Origin of the sequence: Synechococcus sp. BIOS-U3-1 (assembly GCF_014279975.1) — a bacterium.
Taxonomy (GTDB): Bacteria; Cyanobacteriota; Cyanobacteriia; order PCC-6307; family Cyanobiaceae; genus Synechococcus_C.
This window is the reverse complement of record NZ_CP047936.1, coordinates 751,736-773,892: the sequence shown is the minus strand read 5'-3', so window position 1 is coordinate 773,892 and position 22,157 is coordinate 751,736. Positions and strand designations below refer to the sequence as shown.

The following is a 22,157-nucleotide window of genomic DNA, read 5'->3' as shown; positions in this document are numbered from 1 at the left end:
CCCCAAAAGCAACTGGTAGCTGGTGATCGAAAAACATCACATGCGAAACAGCAGTGTTTCGCAATTCACGCTTTTTGCACGCTGCAGCGCAATACCCACCACATCCTATGCATAATTTGCAACATTGCTGCCGAAGGTGTAAGGCGTGGTGCTAGCCCAAAGCACAACAACCAGCCGCTTCGCCGTTCCCTCGGCAACGTCCGCAAGCTTCAACTGGAGCACCGACTTCAACAGTGCCAGCGAGTTGGCAGCTGCACTGCTCAGGCTGGGGAAAAGCTTTGATGTTCTGCAATTATCTCCAGGTCGACTTCAAGGGCATTTTTCTGTAGCCCACCTCCAAGATCTCAGCATCTTGAGCATCCAAACCAACCAGCTGCTTCTACTGAACGGTGAGCGCGGAACGGATTCAATTACGTTCAGCTTAGAAACAAGCGGAATTCATGATGATCATCGGGTGTTTTGTCGATCAATCAAACCCTATTCTCTTCACGGTTTCAAACCTGACCTTCAAGAAAGTCATTTTCAACTCACAGCCGGTTCAACCAGCATCATTGCGATCACATCAGCCAAAAAATTTAGCAATTTTCTAGCCCGGCACGAACAGTTCGAGCTACTAGATAGTCTGCACAAAAGCAATTCACTACAGTTAAGCGTAGAGCAATATTTCACAATCTCTCGTCAACTGACTTGGAACCTCAACAATCCGTTAAACAATACAGAACTGCGATCATTACACACAAGTAATATTTTTTCACTGATGCTCGAGGTTTTCACAAATGCAAAAAGCAATCAGTTCGGCTCATTTAAAATCGCTCCACGACAACAACTCATTTGCGAATTAATTGAATGGGGCTTTGAAAACAGCACAGAACCGTTCAAGCTTGATGAAATCAGCAATATTCTGCTCAGCTCAAGACGCACTCTCATCCAAGGATGTAAAGAAAATTTCCAAAAAGGACCAATGGAACTTCTAAGACTTATCCGTCTGGAGCATGTCAATTATGCACTCAGATCCCATGAACTTCGCAAGTCATTAGGTTTAAACAAAATTGGTGACATTGCCAATCACTTTGGCTTCACCAGTCGCGGGCATTTTTCCGCCTCTTATCAAAGTCAATTCGGCGAAACACCAAGACAAACACTTGCTCAGGCCAAGCATCAACTGATCAGCGCAGCAAACAATTGACTCGCTCCAGGATCGGTATCAAGTAACGGATGGGGACAATCGATACCACTGCGCGACTCAAGGACCAAAGCGTGGGCGATCCCCAGGCCATAAAAAGCAGCGCAGAACCTCCTTCCAGTCCAAGGACTGGATTGGTCCTACACGTGCCTTTACTTTTTATTGGCAAGCTAGAAAAAAGCACATAAGGTGTTGTTCCACATGGCGCTCAAGTGACCGCAAGCACTGCTAGCACTGGAACTAACGCCCAGAAAGCTGGCAGCGGCCACTCTCAGCAGAAGATCAACTGTCCCTTTCAATCCGCAAGCGAGCTCAAGCAGCTGTTCAAGCTGATTGGCAAAGCTTTTGATGTGGTTCAACTCAGCCAGGGACGACTGCGCGGGCGATTCAAAGCCGCCAACCTCGGCAGCATTGTGCTCCTTGAACTGCAAACCAATCAGCATTTGCTGCTGAATGGAGAGAGGGGATCCGACTGCATGTCGTTTTGCTTTGAAGCCACAGGCCTTGCAGAAGATCATCGGCTGTTCAACATTCCAATCGCTCCCTATTCCCTGAATGGCTTTCGCCAAGGGCAACTCGAATCACATTTTCAACTCTCAGCCAACAGCACAACATATCTAGCCCTTTTGTCGATAAGTCGATTCAATGCATTCCTAAGCCATTGCGATTCAGACGATCTCGTTGAAAAGCTAGAAACGAACAACGCAATGCAGATTGACCCTGCACTGCATACAAAGTTCCGACAAAAATTTCAGTATTTTCTCGAACACCAGCCTCTCACATCCCAACAAAGTAGACAGACAACCAATCATCTTTACAGCTCTTTTTTGAGTGCAATTTCTGACCAAACAAAATCAAAATATTTAGCCTACGCGCCTTCAGCAAGGCAAAAACTAGTCACAGAGTTTGTAGCCTGGGGCTTCAAAAACTCAGACCAAGACTACAATCTCGACCAAATAAGTGAACTTCTCTTCGCGTCAAGGCGCACCTTAATCCAGGGGACGAAAGAATCATTTGGCATGGGGCCAATGGAAATGATGAAGCGTGTACGACTCGAGAAAGTGAATTGGATTCTACGTACGCCAGAGGTCAGGACAGCCAAACAATTTAAAACAATTTCTGAGATTGCTCAGTACTACGGCTTTCAAAGTCGTGGCCACTTCGCCAAAGCGTATCAGCAAGTTTTTGCCGAAAGCCCAAGTGAAACCTGGCTGAAATCAGCCAACCCGTAGCAATTGTTTCAGATCCCGTTTGTGCACATCTAACCTGCCAACCAGAGGCAGACGAGAACAAGGCGGCTAACAACGGAGGGATGGTACTGACACCACTGCCCTCACATTTATGACAACCAGTCAACGAGTCGATGGGTCGATCCTGCCCTTCCCCGCCAAGCCATCGGGAAGCAAGGCTGGTACGACAATGCAGGATTCGACGTATAGCCCACTGCCCGAGCCCAAGAGGCTTCCAGACGATGCACCTAACATCCTTGTGGTGCTGATTGATGACGCCGGCCCGGCCATGCCGGAATGCCTCGGCGGTGAGATGCACACGCCCACGCTTCAGGCGGTCAAAGACGCCGGAGTTGGCTTCAATCGCTTCCACACCACAGCGATGTGTTCACCAACACGCTCTTCATTGCTCTGCGGCCGCAACCACACTTTCACAGGTAACGGCCAGATCTGTGAATTCGCCAACGACTGGGACGGCTACTCAGGACGCATTCCTGAAAGCTGTGCACTGCAGGCCGACGTTTTGCGCAACTACGGCTATGCCACTGGCGCATGGGGCAAATGGCACAACACACCGGCCAACGAAACCACAGCAGCAGGTCCCTTTGAAAACTGGCCGACTGGACTCGGCTTTGAATACTTCTACGGCTTCCTCGCCGGCGAATGCTCCCAGTACGAGCCGCATCTGGTGCGTAACACCACGGTGGTGTTGCCACCGAAAACTGCAGCTGAGGGTTACCACGTCAGTGAAGATCTGGCCGATGACGCCATCAACTGGCTGCAAACCCACAAGGCACTCCGATCCGAAAAACCCTTCTACATGTACTGGGCATCCGGAGCCCTGCATGGTCCTCACCATGTCAATAAGGAATGGGCAGACAAGTACAAGGGCAAGTTCGACGAGGGTTGGGACGCTTATCGCGAAAAGGCCTTTAAAAATGCCAAGGCCAAGGGCTGGATTCCAGAGAACGCCCAGCTCACACCACGTCATCCCCGCTTAGCGGCATGGGACTCCATCCCCGATCACCAGAAACCCTTCCAGTCGCGTTTGATGGAAGTTCTGGCTGGCTTTGCCGAACACACGGATCATCAGGTTGGTCGCATCCTTTCCGAGATTGAACGGCTCGGTTACGAAGAGAACACCCTGGTTGTCTACATCTGGGGAGACAACGGTTCCTCTGGTGAGGGCCAGGACGGCACCATCTCTGAGCTGCTTGCTCAGAACTCAATCGCCTCGGAGATCGATGAGCACATCAAGGTGCTCGATGACCTCGGAGGACTGGATGCACTCGGCTCCCCGCTGGTCGACAACATGTACCACGCAGGCTGGGCCTGGGCTGGAAGCACGCCTTACCAAGGCATGAAGCTGATGGCTTCTTATCTCGGTGGCACCCGCAATCCCATGATGGTCAAGTGGCCCAAGGGCATCAAGCCGGATCCCAAGCCGAGGTCGCAGTTCCACCATTGCAACGACCTGGTACCAACGATCTACGAGCTGGTGGGAATCACTCCACCCAAGGTCGTCAATGGAGTGGAGCAGGATCCCATCCACGGCACTAGCTTCGCATATGCCTTCAATGCTCCTGATGCACCCGGTGAACTGAAGACCCAGTTCTTTGACATCATGGGAGCCCGATCCATCTATCACAATGGCTGGATCGCAGGTGCCGTCGGTCCTCGGCTGCCCTGGGTAAAGGGAGTCGACCCCGACATCCTCACCTGGTCACCCGACACAGACGACTGGGAGCTTTACAACCTCGACGACGATTGGAGTCAGAGCAAAAACATCGCCGATCAGCATCCAGAGAAATTGCAGATGCTCAAAAATCTGTTCCTGGTGGAATCGGCCAAATACAAAAACCTTCCCATCGGCGGCGGACTCTGGACCATCATCTTCCACCCGGAACTGAAGGTGGCCCCGGAAGCAACATCCTGGGAGTTACCAGGCACCATCACCCGCATTCCGGAACCCTGTGCTCCACGGCTTGGTTGCCTGAACAACAAAGTCACTATCGACATGGAGATTCCAGAGAATGCCAGTGGCGTGCTCTACAAACTCGGTGCCAATTCCGGTGGTCTCACTTTGTATATGGATCAGGGGATTCTCACCTATGAATACAACCTGTTCATCATTGAACGCACCAAGCTGCGCTCCAGTCAGCCACTACCTGCAGGTCGCCACAAACTGGAAATCGTGACCCAACACACTGACGACAATCCCAGGGGTCCGCTGTCGATCAAGGTGTCCGTCAATGGCTCACAAGTGATTGACGGCACGGTGCCGAGGGTGGCAGCTGTTCTGTTTACAGCCAATGACTGTCTAGATGTGGGACAGGCGCTTGGATCTCCAGTCTCACTGGATTACCACGAACGCGCACCGTTCAAGTTCAACGGATCCATCCACACCATGCACGTGGAGTATCTCGACTAGGACAGCCAGTCACCATTGATTTAACTAGTCATCAATGATCTGGAGCAGGCTTCTTAAGGGGTCTGCTCTTTTTCTTTGAGCTCCAGGCTCAAAAAGTAATTCAAGAATGTACGCACTAATGCCACTGCTCCCAGCTGAATCAATGCCGAAGCCTCTCTGCTGATTGTGGTCTGCACCACATCAGCACCAAGCTGAAACTCCAGAGCCAAAGCAACCCAACCACCGAAGGTCAGACGCGCTGCAGTCAGTGGTCCCCGTTGCATCAAATGAGGTGGAATAGCCCGCAAACGCAGCGGCCCACCGCGACTGAACACCGCAATCAAGCCAACCGCAACAGAAAGCACCGACAGGCACTCAAGAATCAAGCGCAATGCTTCTGCGGAATGCGTTAGCAGATGTTCAGCCCATTCCATCAATGATGACTTGTAGTTTGAGATGATTGTGAATGGCAAAAGAACGATCACCAGTTAGTCATCAGCAAAACGCTGCAATTCAGCACGATCGGGAGCAGTTCAGGGTGACGTCATCTGCAGCGATTTCTACGCTGTCTAAAGCGGTCAGCCCTTCCCACACGGATGAGCAATACCAATACGGAGCTGGCCAAAACCCGGAATCGAGCGGCGGCGGAGCGCACAACACTGGCCTGGATCCGAACAGCCCTGGCTCTGATCAGTTTTGGATTCGGTCTCGACAAGATCATCAGCGCCATCCGTGATGTAGGAGGCGAAGCCAATATCGGCAACGACATCGGCGTGCAACTGATGTCGATGGGATTCATCGGGGTTGGCATTTTCACGTTGCTGATTGCCATGAGACAGCACAAACGTGAGCTGATCCGCTTGCGCAATGACCCATACCTCTACCGGGATGAGCCATCGCTTTCGATTGCCACAGCAACAGCTGTCCTACTGATCGGAGTCATTGCTTTTCTCTTACTGCTTTCAGGATTTATCTGAACCCATGGCCTTCCCCAAGTCACCGTCAAAACTCTTTCTCTTTCCATGTCACTGCTGATCTCACTGGCCCTGTTTTTCATCATGGTGTCTCTGGGCCTGAATTTGCCCAGTCTGCAGTTTGGCCTTCTGAAACAAAGGCCAGCGCTGATCATGCGCGTCCTGCTAGCCACCTGCTTAGTCCTACCACTCGCGGCTTTCCTGCTGCTGCGCACCCCACTTGGAGCAGGCCTGTCTCCTGCCGTCACAACAGCAGTGATGTTGATGGCGATCTGTCCCAGCGCTCCGATGATTGCGCTGAAGAGCAGGAAGTTGGCCGATAATCCTGAACTCGCAACAAGACTGCAATTCTGGACTGCCTGTGCCGCCATCATCAGTGTGCCGCTGTGGGTGAGTCAGCTGCCCACGGAAGCATCAGAAACGATCTGGAGCATTCCTGCCAAAGACGTCGCCTATCAGGTATTGACCGTGCAATTGGTTCCACTGCTGGTCGGTGTTTCACTACGCCGATGGTGCACTGAGTGGTCTGAACGCTGGAATCCTGTCATCCAGAAGGGCGCCAACATTCTTCTGTTGGTGTTATTGACCTTGATCCTGATCGTGGCATTGCCGAAGGTGACACCGATGTTGATCGGCAATCTCAGAGGTGCCTTACTCATGTTCATCCTCACCTGGATCGCCCTGGGACTGGGATTCGCCGTCGCGGGCGACGACCACGTCGAACGGAGCACAATTCCTTTGGTGCTCTCCATGCGTAATCCAGGCCTTGCCCTGCTCATCATTCAAGGCATGGCTCCTAACGCCATCGATCTCAAAGCCACCGTGGTGGGGTACGTCGTCGTGACGGCAGTGGGTACAGCACCGTTCATGAAATGGCGCCAGGCCAATACATCCCAAGATCAGATCAAAGGTGATGATTAGAACGGATCCATGAACACCCCATCCGATCAGGAGCAGTTGCTGAAACAGAACCGTCGCAAGGGAAGCGACATGGCGTCCTTACTGCTGGGTGCTGGGCTGGGTTACGCCATCAATGTGCACTTGCCACTGCTCGCAGACGTCACGATCAGCTGCGTCTTCTTGATTTTGCTGAGTCGGCTGCGCAATCGCCTCAAAGCGCCCGCGCAGTGGTGGGGAAGCATCGGGCTTTGCTCAGGCAGTTATCTGGGCACGGCATCCGCAATGGTGGTTCAGATGCAACGTGCCGGTGAAGCAGCGTCCGCCTACTCACCCTGGGAACGACTAGCTCTGATCGTGATTCTGGGAATCACAGGCGTTCTGGCCGGTCGGCATGTTGGTATCGACCCTGATGCAGTAGAAGGCCGCTCAATCAGTGACCTGATCAGATCCCTCAGCGGAACGTTCACCGGGGTCTTCGGCGTTCTAGTAGCTATTGCCTTTGTGTTTAACGGACTGGAAGACGCGAGAGCACTATCCAGCCGTCTCACGACAACACTTACCATCATCATTCTCGGCCTAGTTGGGCCTGGCTGGATCAGCCATCGATTGAAAACTTACCAACACAATCAACCGCATTAATCCATTCACCACCCATCAAAAAAGGTGATGTTGCCCCATAGAACAACATCACCTTCCAACAGACAAGACCTCGATTCAATCAGCTCTTCTTGGCATCAGTCTCTTTGGGATAGATCTCAAGTGTGACTTTATCAATTTGCCCGCCATAGGCACTGTAACGCCGGGGACCAATGGCCTTAACCGTGACCGCAGAGCCACGATCAAGACCAACATCCGCACCTTCATCAATGGAGAATCGAGACGCAATGGTCTGATCAAGGCGACCGACGGCCACAACCTTATTGTTGATCTTCATCAGCACATCGGCACCTTGACCAACACCACCGCCGTCGTAGTCGATCTCAAAGCGAAGTTCAGACTGACCAACTGGTAACGGCTGATCACTGGTGAAGGTGTACAGCTTGCCCATGTAGTTGTAGGTGTAAGCAGGCACATTGTTCTCTACATAGAGAGACCAGCCACCGAAGCGACCGCCCTGGGAGAAGATCACTCCATTCTCTTTCTGGCCTGGCTTCACATCCAACTGAGCCGTAATGCTGCTGGAAGTGTTCTTAACGTTGAGGATCGAGTCTTCGACCATATTCCAGGCATAGGGATACAAATCCATCGACGTCCGATCACCCAGAAGTGTCGGCCGACCAGCGACAGAAGGCACAAGACGCTCGAGCAGACGATCGTCAAGCGGCAACACCTGGTTTTCAATCGCCTCTTCCATGAACTTCTTCTTCATGGCCGCAAGGCGTTGCGGCTCTTGATCGGCGAGATCATTCGAGAGGCTGAAATCCTTGGTGGTGTCATAGAGCTGCCATCCATCATCGGCCGCAACCGTGTTCATTCGTTTCGGCGCCATCCAGGGATACATGATTGTTGTCCTCGCCATCCAGCCGTTGTGATAGATGCCTCGATTACCAATAATTTCAAAATACTGTGTATTGTGCTTTTCTTTGGCGCGTGGTGCGTCAAAGGTATACATCAGACTGGTTCCTTGCATTGGAATCTGTTTAATGCCATTGATTGTCTTGGGCATCGGCAGATTGGCCGCCTCAAGGATCGTTGGGGCTACATCATTCACATGCGAGAACTGTGTCCGAACGCCACCACCCTTTTGGATGCGTTTCGGCCAATGAATGACCGTGCCGTTGCGTGTTCCACCGAAATCGCCGGCCACTTGCTTGGAAAGAGCAAAGGGTGAATTGAAGGCGATCGCCCAGCCCATGTGATACATGGGATAGGTCGTAGGCCCGCCCCACTCATCAAGCTTGGCCTCCTGTTCATCAGGCGTTTCTCTAACTCCATTGAGGTAGTGGTTCCAATTCCAATGACCACTTCGATCCCCTTCAACACTGGCACCATTATCACCAGTGATATAGATCACCAAAGTGTTATCAAGTTCGCCAAGATCTTCGATCGCCTGAATCAAACGCCCAGCTTCATAATCAGAATGCTCCGTAAATGCAGCAAAAACCTCAGCCTGACGCGCATAGATTTTCTGTTGTTGTGGCGTGAGGCTGTCCCATTTAGGAATACTGTCTGGCGCCTTGGCCATCTGAGTGCCTTCAGGAACAACCCCTGCCTTGATCTGGTTCTGAAGATTGCGTTCTCGAAGAACATCCCAGCCTTCGTCGAACTTGCCTTTGTATTTGGCAATCCATTCCTTGCCCACATGATGCGGGGAGTGCGCACCGGCTGAGGAGTAGTAGACGAAAAACGGCTTGTCTGGTTTGATCGACTTCTGTTGACGTACCCAACCGATCGCTTGATCGGTCATGTCTTCGGTGAAGTGGTACCGATCTTTCTTTGGTGCGTCCACAACGGTGACACCATCGTGAATGGTGGGTTCCCACATGTTGTCTTCCGCCCCAACAAAGCCGTAGAACTTTTCAAAGCCCTGCCGCGTTGGCCAACGGATCTGAGGGCCGGCTGCCGTGGTCTCACGGCCTGGTGTTTCATGCCACTTACCGAAGGCCGCTGTGTTGTAACCATTGAGCCTCAAAATTTCTGCAACTGGCACGGCATAATCCGGCACGACGGTGGAATTACCCGCATAACCAGTTGCAATTTCTGGGATCGAACCCGTATTGACTTTGTGGTGATTGCGTCCGGATTTCAAAGCCGCCCTCGTCGGTGCACAAAGGGCGGTGGTGTGGAACTTGTTGTAGCGCAGGCCATTATCTGCCAGCTTTTCCGCCGTCGGCATATTCACCGCACCGCCAAAGGCGGAGGGTGCTGCATAGCCCACATCATCGAGAAGGATGATCACCACATTGGGGGCATCAGCTGGTGCCGTCACCTCCCACTGAGGAGGCAATGGCACCTCCGAAGGAAGCACCTTGGTGACCTTTTCAGGCTTCGGCTCGGCAATCGGCAAATTCATCCGATCCAGGTTTCCGCCTAAGGCCTGCTGCTGATCCGTACAAGACGTGGAAAGACCAGAGAGCAACAGCAATCCACTACCTACAGCGAGATGGCGGATCAGTTTGGAGACTTTGACTTGATCAAGCATGCTGATAACGCGAATGAAGACGTGAACAGGCGTGCAGGCAATGAAGGCCTTGCATCAACTCAGCTGGCGCTGCCGATTTGAGGAACCTCTCAAGAGGCGAGGTTCACAGCAAGGCCAAGACAAAAGAGGCATCACCTTCTGCTAGCTGAGGGTCTTAAATGACGAATGAGATACAGCTCAGATCTGCACAATCGGGACCAACCATCCGGTCCGGTGAGTCCAGAAGGCCTAACGCTCTGAATCACTATCGATTGAAGAGGAGGCTTTGCCCACTCGCTCCAGGCTCTACCTGGCCAGGTCCCTCATTCGTCTCGTTCTCGACGGAAATGATTCGCGACCAGTTCGCCCACTGCTCAGGCTGAATCGGCCGCACAACGGAAGCCCATGTGGCAGGTTGCCGTGTCGGTGGTCTGTCCCATCAATGCCGCCGGCCTGAAGCGATGGCAATAGTTCTCGGCACAGAGAAATGATCCGCCCTTGATGATCCGGCGCTCCTGTTCACCCTTGGCAACGGGGAACAATGTGGAGGTCCATTCCCACACATTGCCGCACATGTCGACTAGTCCATAGCCATTGGGGGGGAATGCGCCCACTGGAGACGTCCAGAACCATCCATCCGTTTGTTCGTTCATCCAGGGGAACGGCCCCTGCCAGACATTGGCCAGCCACTGACCATCGGGCGTCATCTCTTCACCCCAGGAATAGTTCTGCTTCACCAGACCGCCTCTGGCAGCCACCTCCCACTCTTCAGCGGTAGGCAAACGTTTGCCCACCCACTGGGCATAGGCCAGCACATCGTCGTAGGCGAGATGCACCACAGGGTGATCCATCAAGTCGTCGATGCCTGAATCAGGTCCCTGGGGATGACTCCAATCGGCTCCTTCAATCAAGGCCCACCACGACATCGGTTGATTACGATCGACCGTTGGGGGAGGCGGAATGAACACCGCCGACTCTGGATTCTGCTGATCCGGTGGAAGGTTCGGATAAAGCACAGGATCGGGTGGCTTTTCTGAAACGGTGACGTAGCCGGTCTCCGAGACGAAACGCGCAAACTCGGCATTGGTCACCGGAGTGATATCAATCAAAAATGAGCGGATCTCGACAGAACGAACTGGGGCCTCCTCTGGATAAAAAGAATCAGATCCAATTGCATAGCCTCCTGCCGGAATCGTGATCATGCGATCGCGCCTATTAGTCATGGAAATCAATCGATGAATTCAGATTACTGAGGCGAAGAAACTTAATCAGCAAAGATCACAATCTGTGAGAAGACTTGGAACATGCTCAAAGGAAAGCATCTTGCCACTACCGATTCGACTCAATTAAGACGCTTTTCCCTAGAGCAATCAAATCTTGGAACTACTTCAGCCCCCGGTTGGAAACAGGAATTGGGCCTGAAGCCGGAAAGTCCAATCGCCCATCAAAGTCTCGCCGGCAATCTCAGGCTTAATCGCGTTGTAATAGGCACTGAGAGAAGCATTGATTGGCTGAGTTCCAAGCTTAAAAACCCTTCCAATACCGGCGCCCACAGGAACTGTCCAGCCCTTATTATCTTTGCTCATCCAATCCGCGGTAATAATTGGCGAACTACTGAGATACCAACCCTTAGGAAGGTTATAATTCAGGAATGGTTGGATTAACATTTTATTGACATCTTTTTTGCCACCTCCAGCGAATGACCACACATTATTAATCAAACCACCAGCAACAATTTTGCCTTTGGTATAGACAAGTACTCCAGTAGGTCCCGCACTCCAGCGCCCCGAGGCGAGCCGAGAGTCAGTAGCAGAAGGAATAACCACCGTTGGACCTACACCAACCGTGAAGTTCCCCTTCAGAGTGGGCACGAAAAAGACGGAAGGATTGATATCACCCAAGCCCTGGATGTTGGTACTACGAGCAAAAGGCTGGGAAATAAACGGAACAATCGTTCGCGTCACCAGCGTCAGCCCTTCACTGACCTTAAATGGAATAACGGGCTGCACATTGACAACATTTTGGGTCTGGTTGTGCTTGGCATCTGGATCAAGCACATTCGGCGCCCACTGCGTGCCGGGAGTGCTGTTCCACTGAATAGGAAGACTGATCAAACTGGCAATCGGGTTCTGTGCCGCCTTAGCCAGAGAAGCATCTTCTGCAGATGCTGATTCGCCTGGAGTTACTGTAACCGGTTGATTATCCGTACCAGGCTCCTGCGAGCTTGATGGAGCCTGTGCAAGTTCGCCCAAGACGAGCGGAGTGAAATCAAATTCAACTGCCTCGTCAATAAGAAATTGAGACTGGTCCTGAGCGTCAACAGCTGAAGGAACAAGAAGAGCAGCAAAAGCCAGTAGCCACGCTGATCCAGAACTCCTCAAATAGCGGGCAACCATCGGTTTGATTCAAAGCCGAACGTTTTTTATTGCATATAAAGGAAAAGCCAAGACCACTCAGGAAAAATCAGCACTAACGGGATCAGATTGGCCTGCATCAGCAAGGAGCTCCCCCTACGTTTCAGCCAATCAGCATCCAACTCCGTGACACGCCTCCTGCCTTTAGCTGTCTTCGCAACACTGAGCACGCTGTGCAATGAGGCAGTTGCAAAACCATTCGACAATGCGATCACGGCTGAATCCAGTACAACTGACTTCCAATTGGTGGCGTCCCCCAGCGAAGCAGACTCCGAAAGCGGAACTGGATTCATGGCACCGCTTGTACTGAGTCAGTCCAGCGAAGACACAACTGATGCAACCCAGCAAGAGAACGAAGAAGACAACTGGCGCGTCTATCTCGACCTCTATGCATTCTTACCGCCAACAACAAGCAGCACATCAACAGTTGAAGGCAACACGACAAAAGTAGATCTTCCCTTATCGGATGTGATCAATTCCCTCGACGAGGCATTGACCCTAAAAGCTTCCTTTGAATATGGGCGAGTGGGAGTCTTAGCCGCAATCAATTATGCGACCCTATCAACATCAGCCTCAAAATCTTCGTTTCTAGAAACGCAAAACCCGTTAAAAAATAAGACCGGCATCTCTTCGCCCCTTCGTAGTCGTACCATTCGTATTCAAGGCGATTTAGATGTTGATGTTGATGCCAATCAAACCATTTTCGATCTTGCGATGCGTTATCGGGCAGGCGCCATTCAAAAACCACGCATGAAAAAGGGCAGCACAAGCTTTCTTGGATTGGTAGGCGCAAGATTTATCGATGCGAACCTATCAACAGACTTCAGCATCAAAGGAGACGCAGATGTGACAGTGGAAGGAGTTAAGGTTAATCGATCAAACTCCAGAGAGCTTGAGAAATCTTCCAACGCAAGCTGGGGCAATACCTGGGTTCAACCGATGGTAGGAATGTTTGGCACTTACGCAATCAGCGAAGATTGGCAAGCTTTCGCATATCTTGATGCCGGTGGGTTTGGATTAAGTGGCAGCCAAGATTTGAGCGGTACAGCTCAAGCTGGCATTGCTTATGCACTTGGCAATTCTGCTCAAGTGTCCCTCTCCTACAAATACTTTGGAATCGCGTATTCTGAAGGAGGTGGTGACAACAATGGATACAGCTCATACCAGAGCGGTGTCAACCTTGGCCTGCGCTGGCTGTTTGATTGAGCTCCGCAGCGAAAGCAAACTGAGTCTTCAGTGGTTGAGGCTTGCTGCCACAGCCACTGCAGTCTTGGATCCACTGGAAATGGCTCCTTCAATAAAGCCACGCCAGCCCTCACCATGATCGCCCGAGGCAAAGAACAAATTATTGTCCCGCTTCGGTAGTTCATCAGCGAAGCGCACGAAGGTACCAGGTCGGTACGTGCACCAACTCCCCTGGGACAGCGCATCACCTCCCCAGTCGTGTCCGAAGGTCGACAGCAGCCGAATACTTGGAACAAACTCCTCAAGAACCGATTGCCATTCAGCAACAGATTTTTCCAGTGCATCAGGCTCCAAACTGAAACCAGCCAACACCGAACGCTGATCACCGCGCTGATAGGTGAAGCTGCCAACGAGAGCAGAGTCTGTCGACCTGGCCAGAGTCATCACCGCGCCTGGATCACCCTCCACCTCAAAAAACACCTTGGCTCCACCACCCACATGCTTGAGCTTTGACGCCTCCACTTTCACAGGACTCAGCGGTGGATCAAACGCCACACTGTGAAGCACATTCAGCGGCACGGTGACCACAGCACGCTTGGCATTCACCTGCTCACCAGCGGCTGTCGTCACCGTCACGCCGTTGGCCGTCTGCTGAACAGATGTGACGCTGGTGTCGAGCATCACATCAAAGCCACCATCACTAGCCATCGATTGCACCAGATCGCCGGTGCCAAGCTTGAGTTTGTAGCGGGCTGCAGAGTCATTGAATAAGGCATAGTTCCACCCCGTGAGTGACCAACAGCGCATCATCTCTAAATAGGAGGCGTTCTCCGGCTGATTCATCGACAGAATCTCGAGGAAGCCACCAAGACTGGTGCGCTGTAACGGCGTGAGATCCAGAGCAGCAAGACGGTCGGCCACACTCAAAGAGTCGCGTTGCTCGATCGCGCTCCAGTTGTAATGGGAGTCATAAGGGCGTTCCCACACCTGTTGAGCTTCAGCAAAGAACTGCTCGAAACCTGAGACAAACTCAACGAGTTGGTCCTCGCGCAACTCCTGCACCTGCCCATCCACTTTGATCGCCACCCGCTCGGCGACACACCCAGGCGTTTCCTGAATCTCGAGGCCGTAGCGTTCCTTTTCGGCCCACACAAAAGGTTGGGTCCAGTGAATCCAGGTGCCACCCAGCTCCACATGGAATCCATTGCGATCGGTGCTCCAGGTGCGACCACCTAAGCGATCGCGCGCCTCAAGCACCATCACGTTGAATCCACGCTTCTGCAGATCCCTGGCAGCGGTGATGCCGGCAAAGCCACCACCGATCACAACAACATCAACGGTCTTCATGTTCACGATTCAAAAAATCAGTCAATGGTCTGCCTGGTACAGGACTGCCGGAATCAATCAGCGCAGAGTGCGAAAAGGAGACAAGGTCAGACCTTTTCGATATCGCCAAGTTTCCAAGTGCGGTCAAACCACTCCTGCCCCGGGCCATAGAGACGGAAAATGCCGAACCATCCCTTGCCTGGAACGGTCTTCACCCAATTGGCCTCCATTCCAGCCGGTGCTTGCGGGCCGAAATAAAGATCAATACTGCCATCATCATTTTTCACCATATCGGTGTTGCGCTTGTTGTTCTTGCTGGGATAGGGCATGTCGCCGCTCTGCAACATCGCGCGGGTCTGCGGGTCATAGACCACAAATGACCAGAACCGTTGCGCCGGAGGATTAGCCGGAATATTCAGTTTGTAAGTGTTGGATCCGTTGAGATAGGCGCCACTGCCGTCCCTTGAACTGAAGGCGTACTGAGACCCCACACCTGGAATCTCGAGAGCCATGGCCGGTGTATTCACCGTTGCCAGGTAGAAGAACAACGTGCGGCCATCCATGTCACGACCGCCATTGCCCTGATTCACCAGGTACTCATGACTGCCCCCGGGAAATCCGGTTTGCCAGTAACCCGCCTTGCCGGGGTAGATGAAGTTCTTGGGATCTTTTGGACCGAACAGAATCGAACGCGCCGTGGCGTTGCCGATAGCAACGGCTTCAGTCAGCAGCGCCTTCTGCTCCGGTGAAGGGTTGAACGGCTTGCCTTTCTCAATTCCGATTGATGACGCCATCCCCAGAAGCTCAGGCGAGAACAGGTCGGAAGGCTCACGTTGAATCACCTCATCAAGCTCCTCATAGAACTTGAAGTTGTTCGCATGGATGGTGTTGGTCTCCCAGTCTGTGAGGTTCTTGAAGTTGTTAGCTGGAGGGTTAGCTCGGAGTGCGTAGGGATACACCTTCAATCCTCCCCTGAAGGCATTTCTAGCGGTGTCTGTCTTGCCCTCGTCATCCAGAAACCCACGCAGGATCAACCAGTTGATCTTGCTGGGAGTATTGGCAACGAAATAGCCATCTGTGTTAGCAGGAGTGGTCTGCCCTGGACCCACAATCAGATATTTTCCGCCCTTACCTCGGTCTGGTCCCGGGCCACCCATATCCACCACAAAGCGGAAGAAGGCATCGTTCACCGTGCCGGGGCCTGTGCCAGGTGGCACCTCAACCACGATGGGACCATTGGAGAGATCCAGGAAGGCGGTGGCGTAAACCGTGTCGGTGTTGCCGGTCAGCCAGAGTGATTTGGAACTCATCAGCTCTTCATACAAGCCGATATCCAGGTTCTCCCGCAGGCCGTAGCCATCACGGTGCCCCACGTAGAGCATTTCGAGCGATGCCGCTGGCATGAAATTCAGGAAGGTCTGCACGCCACGGCCAAGATCCACCTGACGACGAGCCTTCGCCATCGTGTCGTCGTCGGGGAAACCATCGAAATAATTGAATGTGCCGATCCGTGTCTTCACCCTGTCAGGGGTGAGCACATCTTCAGGAATCGACGTGTTGTAGCCCTTGGGGCGCACATCAGCGGCCCGCAACGCTGAACCGCTACACGCAAGGAACAATGCAGAAAGAAGGACGGAAGGGAAACGAGTAAAAACAGTCATGGCTGAGAATGAATCGTGGTGTTGATGGGTTCAGGTCTCAACCGAGAGGCTGAATGTCGTTGAGCTGCCAGGTTTTGTCGAACCAAGGCTCCAGCGGTCCGTAAAAACGAAAAATTCCAAACCATCCCTTACCGGGAATGGTCTGAATCCAGTTGGCTTCCTTGCCCTGCGGCGCAGTGGGACCGAAGTAGAGATCAATGCTGCCATTGGCATTCACCACCATGTCTTGATTGCGCTTGCTGTTTTTGCTGGGCAGCATCTGGGGCGTTTGCAATTCAGAGCGCGTCTGGGGGTCGTAGACCACCATCGACCAGAAATCTTTGGCCGGCACATTGGCATCCACCGTGAACTTGTAGGTCTTGCTGCCATCGAGATAAGCACCATTGGTGTCGGTGGCTACGACGCCGTACTGGGATCCGGCGCCAACCATCTTGAGCACCATGGCCGGCGTATTGACGGTGTAACCCCAGAAAAAATTGTTCCTGGCATCAAGGTTTCTGCCGCCCCTGCCGCCATCGATCAGCCATTCATGGCTCCCACCCCCAAACGGTGTGAACCATTGCTTGTCCTCATAGAAGTAGACGTCGCGATTACGAGGCTTAGCCATATCGGAGCGCACATAGGCGACTCCAACCTGCACGGCTTCCTCAAGAGTCCTGCGATCCTCAGCACTGGGATTGAAGGGTTTGCCTTTTTCCAGCCCGATCGCCGAAGCCAGCCCGAGAAGTTCAGGATCAAACAAATCGACGGGTTCACGCTGAATCACCGTGTTCAGCTCTTCAAAGAAGTGGAAATTATTGGCATGGACCGTGTTGAAGACGAGATCGCCTCCCTGCACAAAGGTCATCGCCGGAGGATTGTCTTTCCGCGAGAGGGGATAAAGACGCACGCCATTTTCGTAGTTGGCAACGGCCTGATCAGGCTTGCCTTGATCATCGAGAAAAGCACGCATAATCAACCAGTTGGAGTAACTGGGTGAGCGAAACACGAAATATCCCTCAGTGTTCGCGGGCTCTGCGTCGTCGGGACCCAGGATGAGATACTTGCCGCCTTTGCCCCGATCTGGACCGGGAGCACCCGTATCGGCCACAAATCGGAAATAAGCGTCGTTGATCGTGCCAGGGCCGAGGCCGGCAGGGATTTCAATCACCATCGGCCCCGTGTTCTTCAGGTTGAAGAAGGCGGAGCCGTACACCGTATCGGTATTGCCGGTCAGGAACAGAGGGTTGGAATTCAGCGGGGCCATCAACATGACCTTCGTGTAGTGGTCGACCCCCTGCTGCGCATGACCGACGCGCATCATCTCGATGCTGGCAGCCGGCATCAACGTGAGAAACGTCTCATAGGCGCGGATGAATTTGATGTAGTCGAAACTGGCATCAACCGTGGCGGCATCCGGCATGCCGTCGAAAAAGCGAAACGTGCCTGCACTGGTATCCACCTGATCAGGCGTGAACAACTCAGCAGGAATTGGCGTGGTGTAACCCTTAGGGACAGGGCCTGAGGTGTTGGCCGTGCTCTGGGCCAGAACTGGCGCACACAAACTGGCAGCGAAAGCTGTGGAAAGAAAAACAGCGGAAGACCTTTTGCGCAGACTGCTCGCAAAACCTTTCATTGACTGCTGTACGGAGCGTTCTTTTTTTATCTAAAGAAAATTAGTCAATGCGACTGCGCAGCCAAAAGAAGTTCGCCCAAATGGGATCAGGCAGATCTCTGCCGCTTATCAACCGATTGCACAAGCGATTCACACAGCCACAAAAAACGCGTGCGGGCCTCACCCACACGCGCTCAATCCACTGATGTTTGCCAGATGACAATCCCGAGCTAACTCCAACCAAACAGCGTGAGCATCACAAGCGAGGCCCGATCCAAACCCCTGCGATGCCAATCACTTTGCCGGCTGAAATTGAGGAGAAGTCCACGAACCATCAAAGTAAGCCTTGATTGGTGAGTAGATGCGAATTGCGGCATTCCAGCCCGGATAAATATCTAGATAATTATCCTGATTTTTATCTCCACCAAGATGAATTACATAGTCGCCTTGCTCATTCTGCTTAGCAAAAGCACTATTAATATTGTAGTTTTCACCAATAGCAAAACCAGCTTGGTCGTAAACAGTCACTGACCAGAATGCTCTTGGATCAATCGGAACATCTGTCAGGGTCAATGTCTGTGGATCGGTTGAATTAACAACCTTAGGGAATGGATAGACAGCGCCTTCCTTGGGGAGGCCACCCCAGCCAATGGCAACTCCGAAATTGCGCATCTCAGAGCTGATTTGGCCTTTCTTGCCAAAAGCAATTTCCGAGGTGATCCCCTCCGGCTGCCTTCGCACGTTGTAGTCAGCACGCAACGCCAGAATTTGTTTCATGTCGTACCTATGCCCCACAACAAAAGAGCCTTTCTCGCTCTGCTCAAGCTTGATCTGCCCCTGAACAGCAGCTGCTTGCTTGAGATCCTCAGAATCCTGCATGTTCACCTGAGTCCGAACGAAGGCGAACACATAACGACTGCCCATGGAGTCTTTGGTGAGGGTGTAGCTCCCAGGCTTGTCACTCACGAGCGGGATCCAGTGCTCATCATCCACGACCTCGAGAATCTGATAGCGATCAGTGTCGGGCAACACCACAGTGGCCGGACTGTTGAGATCCAACACCGCAAAGGAATACAGCGTGTCGAAATTGGGGCGCAAGATGGATCGTTCTTTGGGGTCCATGGCACTCTTTTGGTGTAGGAAAACACCCACGCCATCACTACAGGTGCCTTTGGCGATCTTGCGCACGTAGTCAGCAAGGATCACTTCAGTTTCCGCAAAGGCATAGTTGGCCTTTGTGACTGGTGTCACCGCCGCCGCAGTATGTTCAATCGCCGCTCGCGGGCAGTTCTGACCACTCGATGCCAACCTGACAGCATCTGCTCTGCCGTTTGCACCTGCCAAGGCAGCGCATCCCATCGCAGATGCGAAAAACAGAGAGGCTCCTTGGCGGAATGACTTGCTCACAGACACTCGTTGCACGAACTAGAGACTGATTAGCAATACCTTGCAGACCCGGCCATACAAGGCCTCACATGAGAAGTCATCAAACCTTTTGGCACCCTGTGACTGAAGGCCAACCCTAAGTCACAACGGATCTTTTTAATCCAGAGTGAATTCTTTAACCAGGCTCAGAAGATCACGCATATCCCCTTCTGACAGTCGGCAGATATTTTCAACCCATTGTTCCATCATATCTTGAATTTCTTCACCCTGAAAATCATCACTAAATGTGGAGTGAGCCTGTCTCAACATCACTCCAATATCCTTATGGGGCAACCACCAGTGAACACTAGAAATTCGATCGACTCGACTCGAGGCCATTCGAGATCAATCGCAAATGACAACCCTAAGAATCAAGAGCATTGATTCAAACTTGAATGCATCGATGGCAAGTAGTGATTGATGCGGAGGCTCGAACCACAATTAACCACTACAGCGATGGCTCAACAAACAACCGTGAAGCCATCAAACTTCGCTCAACAGACCATCAAAGATCAAGCATGATGAGCGGCAGTTTCAGTTGTCCCGAGCAGCTCAGCCAGCCGTGTTGTACCCCTTGCAAAACGGATCGCTCCGGCCATTGTGATTGGCTGAAACGCATGAAACCAACGATCAATCGCTTCATGCTCTTCATCGCGACATTCAGACAAGAATTGAATTAATCTCAGATCCATAGCGCTACAAAATCTGGGCAAATAATGCAGGCAGCTCTCAGCAAACCCTGATCAATTGTTGCTGCGCAGAAGCCCAAAATGTATCCGGGAGAAGTGATTGAGTATTTGTCCCCCAAAACCATAAAAAACAGGCACCATGCACTCTTCAGATGTACTGATCAGTCGATGGCATTCGTTGTTCTGGGAATGAAGAGTGACAGCGACAACATCAAAAACTGACGCAGCCAGGGCTGAGCTCAACACCAAGGCCTCAACCGCAGAATCCATGGCCACCACGATGGAGAAGACTGCCAACCAACGCTGACCCGCAGCATGTGCTGCTGGCATGAGAATGACAGCATGATTGATGTGATAGGTACCGACGCCGGCGCCCCTGACTCGCTCCCTGAAGCACTCCAAGCTTTGGTGCGAGGAGCCGATCTGATCGCTGCGCCGCAACGGATGCAACCGGCATTGCAACAGTGGCAGGAACGTCACTCCACAGCAAGGTGCATCAACAGTGACGAGCCGATCACCCTCTGCCAGAGCCTGACAACCCTCGACTCAGACCAACGAGCCGTGGTGCTTGCCAGTGGCGATCCGCTCTGGTTCGGCATCGGCCGGATCCTGATCGAACGCCTGGGGCGAGAGCGCCTGCATTTTCATCCAGGCCCCTCATCACTTCAATTGGCTTTTGCAAGGCTGGGCAGACCCTGGCAGAGCGCGGAATGGATCAGCCTGCATGGGCGCGATTCAGCTCCACTGATTCAACGGCTGCAGCAACGCCCCTCAGCCCTAGCTGTGCTCACGGATCCCAAGCGCGGCGGCGTCGAAGACGTGCGACGCATCCTCAGCAGCAGCGGGCTGGAAGCAAGTTATGCACTCTGGTTGCTTGAAGCACTGGGCCATGGCGATGAGCGCGTCCAGCGCCTGAGTGCAGCTGATCCGATCCCCTCAGATCTCAATCCACTGCACATGGTTGTGTTGCTGGCGGAGCAACCAGCTGACCCAATTCCAGGTTCCTTGCCCCTATTCGGACTGGACGACGGCCTTTTCCTGCAACACCAGGACCGTCCAGGACTGATGACCAAGCGTGAAGTGAGAATCCAACTGCTCGCTGATCTCCAGCTGCCGCAACAGGGAGTGCTTTGGGATCTGGGTGCCGGAACCGGCAGCGTGGGGCTTGAAGCATTAAGGCTGAGGCCCCAAATGCACTTAATTGCAGTAGAGCAGCGCAGCGGCGGCGGCACCCTGATTCAAGCCAATGCCAAGCGGTTGGGTGTGACACCAACAGACGTCATCGAAGCGAATGCCTTGACTGTTGTTGCGCAAATGCCAGCACCCGATCGCGTGCTTCTGGGCGGAGGCGGTCGCCAGCGAGCTCAACTGCTCCAAGCTGTGATCGACCGCATGAACCCTGGTGGGGTGGTGGTGATTCCAATGGCCAACGTAGAAGCACTGGCTGAACTACGGCCACTTCTGGATAACGCCGGTTGGTCGATCCAGATCAATCAACATCAGGCCTATCGAGGCCAGCCTCTTGCCGATGGCACTCGATTGGCACCGATGAACCCAGTCTTGATTCTCAGGGGCACCAAAGCACAAGGCTGACCTGCAGAATCAAAGCTATTCCGATCCCGATCAATGCCGGTGCAGAAGGAGAAGCAGGTATCGCCCCTGCGGATGAAAATTACGCTGCTGCTCGCTGGCTTCGGTCCGCTGCTGGCAATCGGGCTGTTTTTGCAATCGAAGGGGTTCTTTGGATGATCTTGGCCAAATTGCACTGCCAGGGCAGGCCTTACAGGATAGTTAGAGCCTTAAGTGAGTTCTTTTCTGAGTCCATAGAGAAAGGAAGCGAGTTGGACCTAGAAAGCTGCTTAGACCAGAAGGCAAATCACACCAGCGACAAACATCCAATATTTTATTGCTAAAAATTAAAGCAGTACCAATCATTGAAAGTTGGCTTCACTCCCTTGCATTGACAATGGATCCACAAATTTAATTGAAGATTCGCGATTTTCATTGTCCATTAAGCAGCCAAACTCACCTCCCACCCCGCCCCAA

At 52.6% G+C, this 22,157-nt stretch carries 18 protein-coding genes and 1 pseudogene; 9 read left to right on the top strand and 10 right to left on the bottom strand.

What is annotated here, in order from left to right:
• Positions 1-145: 145 nt before the first annotated feature.
• From SynBIOSU31_RS03940 to SynBIOSU31_RS03930, 3 genes are all read left to right on the top strand, one after another.
• Entirely contained in the window at positions 146-1,186 is a 1,041-nt protein-coding gene (locus SynBIOSU31_RS03940) for a helix-turn-helix domain-containing protein (protein WP_186492199.1), read from the top strand.
• Between the two features lie 209 nt (positions 1,187-1,395).
• Positions 1,396-2,415: a helix-turn-helix domain-containing protein gene (locus SynBIOSU31_RS03935; RefSeq protein WP_186492198.1), complete on the top strand. Its 1,020-nt coding sequence runs from the start codon at positions 1,396-1,398 to the stop codon at positions 2,413-2,415.
• A gap of 109 nt (positions 2,416-2,524) precedes the next feature.
• A complete protein-coding gene (locus tag SynBIOSU31_RS03930; RefSeq protein WP_186492197.1) occupies positions 2,525-4,843 on the top strand; it encodes an arylsulfatase in 2,319 nt (772 codons plus the stop codon).
• A 53-nt stretch (positions 4,844-4,896) separates the two neighbouring features.
• On the opposite strand, the gene SynBIOSU31_RS03925 is transcribed toward SynBIOSU31_RS03930, so the two are convergent.
• Positions 4,897-5,256, bottom strand: coding sequence for a DUF1622 domain-containing protein (locus tag SynBIOSU31_RS03925; RefSeq protein ID WP_066907215.1), 360 nt, complete (start codon positions 5,254-5,256; stop codon positions 4,897-4,899).
• A gap of 162 nt (positions 5,257-5,418) precedes the next feature.
• On the opposite strand from SynBIOSU31_RS03925, the gene SynBIOSU31_RS03920 reads away from it, so the two are divergent.
• The 3 genes and pseudogenes from SynBIOSU31_RS03920 to SynBIOSU31_RS03910 all read left to right on the top strand — a co-directional run bounded on the left by SynBIOSU31_RS03920 (position 5,419) and on the right by SynBIOSU31_RS03910 (position 7,335).
• Positions 5,419-5,799, top strand: a complete 381-nt coding sequence (locus tag SynBIOSU31_RS03920) for a YidH family protein (RefSeq protein WP_186492196.1) — start codon at positions 5,419-5,421, stop codon at positions 5,797-5,799.
• Between the two features lie 27 nt (positions 5,800-5,826).
• Positions 5,827-6,717: pseudogene (locus tag SynBIOSU31_RS03915) on the top strand (bile acid:sodium symporter family protein); the annotation flags it as partial.
• Positions 6,718-6,726: 9 nt separating this feature from the next.
• Positions 6,727-7,335 (top strand): hypothetical protein, encoded by a 609-nt coding sequence (locus SynBIOSU31_RS03910; protein WP_186492193.1) that lies wholly within the window; start codon positions 6,727-6,729, stop codon positions 7,333-7,335.
• Between the two features lie 79 nt (positions 7,336-7,414).
• Here the strand turns inward: SynBIOSU31_RS03910 and SynBIOSU31_RS03905 are convergent, their stop codons facing one another.
• The 3 genes from SynBIOSU31_RS03905 to SynBIOSU31_RS03895 all read right to left on the bottom strand — a co-directional run bounded on the left by SynBIOSU31_RS03905 (position 7,415) and on the right by SynBIOSU31_RS03895 (position 12,213).
• The gene (locus SynBIOSU31_RS03905) at positions 7,415-9,838 is read right to left on the bottom strand and encodes an arylsulfatase (RefSeq protein ID WP_186492191.1); all 2,424 of its coding nucleotides are present in this window, start codon (positions 9,836-9,838) and stop codon (positions 7,415-7,417) included.
• Positions 9,839-10,191: 353 nt separating this feature from the next.
• Positions 10,192-11,040 carry a formylglycine-generating enzyme family protein gene (locus SynBIOSU31_RS03900; RefSeq protein WP_186492189.1) on the bottom strand — a complete coding sequence of 283 codons (849 nt, stop codon included), beginning with the start codon at positions 11,038-11,040 and terminating at the stop codon, positions 10,192-10,194.
• Between the two features lie 165 nt (positions 11,041-11,205).
• Positions 11,206-12,213 (bottom strand): neuromedin U, encoded by a 1,008-nt coding sequence (locus SynBIOSU31_RS03895; RefSeq protein ID WP_186492188.1) that lies wholly within the window; start codon positions 12,211-12,213, stop codon positions 11,206-11,208.
• Positions 12,214-12,357: 144 nt separating this feature from the next.
• On the opposite strand from SynBIOSU31_RS03895, the gene SynBIOSU31_RS03890 reads away from it, so the two are divergent.
• Positions 12,358-13,437: a hypothetical protein gene (locus SynBIOSU31_RS03890; protein WP_186492186.1), complete on the top strand. Its 1,080-nt coding sequence runs from the start codon at positions 12,358-12,360 to the stop codon at positions 13,435-13,437.
• Between the two features lie 27 nt (positions 13,438-13,464).
• On the opposite strand, the gene SynBIOSU31_RS03885 is transcribed toward SynBIOSU31_RS03890, so the two are convergent.
• From SynBIOSU31_RS03885 to SynBIOSU31_RS03860, 6 genes are all read right to left on the bottom strand, one after another.
• Positions 13,465-14,763: a flavin monoamine oxidase family protein gene (locus SynBIOSU31_RS03885; protein ID WP_186492184.1), complete on the bottom strand. Its 1,299-nt coding sequence runs from the start codon at positions 14,761-14,763 to the stop codon at positions 13,465-13,467.
• 86 nt (positions 14,764-14,849) lie between these two features.
• On the bottom strand, positions 14,850-16,403 hold the full coding sequence (locus SynBIOSU31_RS03880; protein ID WP_186492183.1) for a DUF1254 domain-containing protein: 1,554 nt from the start codon (positions 16,401-16,403) through the stop codon (positions 14,850-14,852).
• A 37-nt stretch (positions 16,404-16,440) separates the two neighbouring features.
• Complete coding sequence (locus tag SynBIOSU31_RS03875) at positions 16,441-18,018, bottom strand: DUF1254 domain-containing protein (RefSeq protein WP_186492181.1); 1,578 nt, start codon at positions 18,016-18,018, stop codon at positions 16,441-16,443.
• Positions 18,019-18,291: 273 nt separating this feature from the next.
• The gene (locus tag SynBIOSU31_RS03870) at positions 18,292-19,356 is read right to left on the bottom strand and encodes a DUF1254 domain-containing protein (RefSeq protein WP_186492179.1); all 1,065 of its coding nucleotides are present in this window, start codon (positions 19,354-19,356) and stop codon (positions 18,292-18,294) included.
• 183 nt (positions 19,357-19,539) lie between these two features.
• Positions 19,540-19,761, bottom strand: coding sequence for a hypothetical protein (locus SynBIOSU31_RS03865; RefSeq protein ID WP_186492177.1), 222 nt, complete (start codon positions 19,759-19,761; stop codon positions 19,540-19,542).
• Between the two features lie 404 nt (positions 19,762-20,165).
• Positions 20,166-20,441 carry a hypothetical protein gene (locus tag SynBIOSU31_RS03860; RefSeq protein WP_186492175.1) on the bottom strand — a complete coding sequence of 92 codons (276 nt, stop codon included), beginning with the start codon at positions 20,439-20,441 and terminating at the stop codon, positions 20,166-20,168.
• Between the two features lie 12 nt (positions 20,442-20,453).
• On the opposite strand from SynBIOSU31_RS03860, the gene cbiE reads away from it, so the two are divergent.
• Both cbiE and SynBIOSU31_RS14705 read left to right on the top strand, forming a co-directional pair.
• Positions 20,454-21,704, top strand: coding sequence for a precorrin-6y C5,15-methyltransferase (decarboxylating) subunit CbiE (gene cbiE / locus SynBIOSU31_RS03855; protein WP_186492173.1), 1,251 nt, complete (start codon positions 20,454-20,456; stop codon positions 21,702-21,704).
• A 33-nt stretch (positions 21,705-21,737) separates the two neighbouring features.
• Positions 21,738-21,860 (top strand): hypothetical protein, encoded by a 123-nt coding sequence (locus SynBIOSU31_RS14705; protein WP_255477344.1) that lies wholly within the window; start codon positions 21,738-21,740, stop codon positions 21,858-21,860.
• Positions 21,861-22,157 lie beyond the last annotated feature (297 nt).

Coding starts and splice junctions, on each gene's coding strand:
- SynBIOSU31_RS03865 (WP_186492177.1), bottom strand. CDS start 19,761: ATGGCCTCGAGTCGAGTCGATCGAATTTCTAGTGTTCACTGGTGGTTG.
- SynBIOSU31_RS03875 (WP_186492181.1), bottom strand. CDS start 18,018: ATGAAAGGTTTTGCGAGCAGTCTGCGCAAAAGGTCTTCCGCTGTTTTT.
- cbiE (WP_186492173.1), top strand. CDS start 20,454: ATGATTGATGTGATAGGTACCGACGCCGGCGCCCCTGACTCGCTCCCT.
- SynBIOSU31_RS03910 (WP_186492193.1), top strand. CDS start 6,727: ATGAACACCCCATCCGATCAGGAGCAGTTGCTGAAACAGAACCGTCGC.
- SynBIOSU31_RS03885 (WP_186492184.1), bottom strand. CDS start 14,763: ATGAAGACCGTTGATGTTGTTGTGATCGGTGGTGGCTTTGCCGGCATC.
- SynBIOSU31_RS03895 (WP_186492188.1), bottom strand. CDS start 12,213: ATGGTTGCCCGCTATTTGAGGAGTTCTGGATCAGCGTGGCTACTGGCT.
- SynBIOSU31_RS03870 (WP_186492179.1), bottom strand. CDS start 19,356: ATGGGATGCGCTGCCTTGGCAGGTGCAAACGGCAGAGCAGATGCTGTC.
- SynBIOSU31_RS03930 (WP_186492197.1), top strand. CDS start 2,525: ATGACAACCAGTCAACGAGTCGATGGGTCGATCCTGCCCTTCCCCGCC.
- SynBIOSU31_RS03860 (WP_186492175.1), bottom strand. CDS start 20,441: ATGCCAGCAGCACATGCTGCGGGTCAGCGTTGGTTGGCAGTCTTCTCC.
- SynBIOSU31_RS14705 (WP_255477344.1), top strand. CDS start 21,738: ATGCCGGTGCAGAAGGAGAAGCAGGTATCGCCCCTGCGGATGAAAATT.
- SynBIOSU31_RS03920 (WP_186492196.1), top strand. CDS start 5,419: ATGAGCAATACCAATACGGAGCTGGCCAAAACCCGGAATCGAGCGGCG.
- SynBIOSU31_RS03925 (WP_066907215.1), bottom strand. CDS start 5,256: ATGGAATGGGCTGAACATCTGCTAACGCATTCCGCAGAAGCATTGCGC.
- SynBIOSU31_RS03880 (WP_186492183.1), bottom strand. CDS start 16,403: ATGACTGTTTTTACTCGTTTCCCTTCCGTCCTTCTTTCTGCATTGTTC.
- SynBIOSU31_RS03905 (WP_186492191.1), bottom strand. CDS start 9,838: ATGCTTGATCAAGTCAAAGTCTCCAAACTGATCCGCCATCTCGCTGTA.
- SynBIOSU31_RS03900 (WP_186492189.1), bottom strand. CDS start 11,040: ATGACTAATAGGCGCGATCGCATGATCACGATTCCGGCAGGAGGCTAT.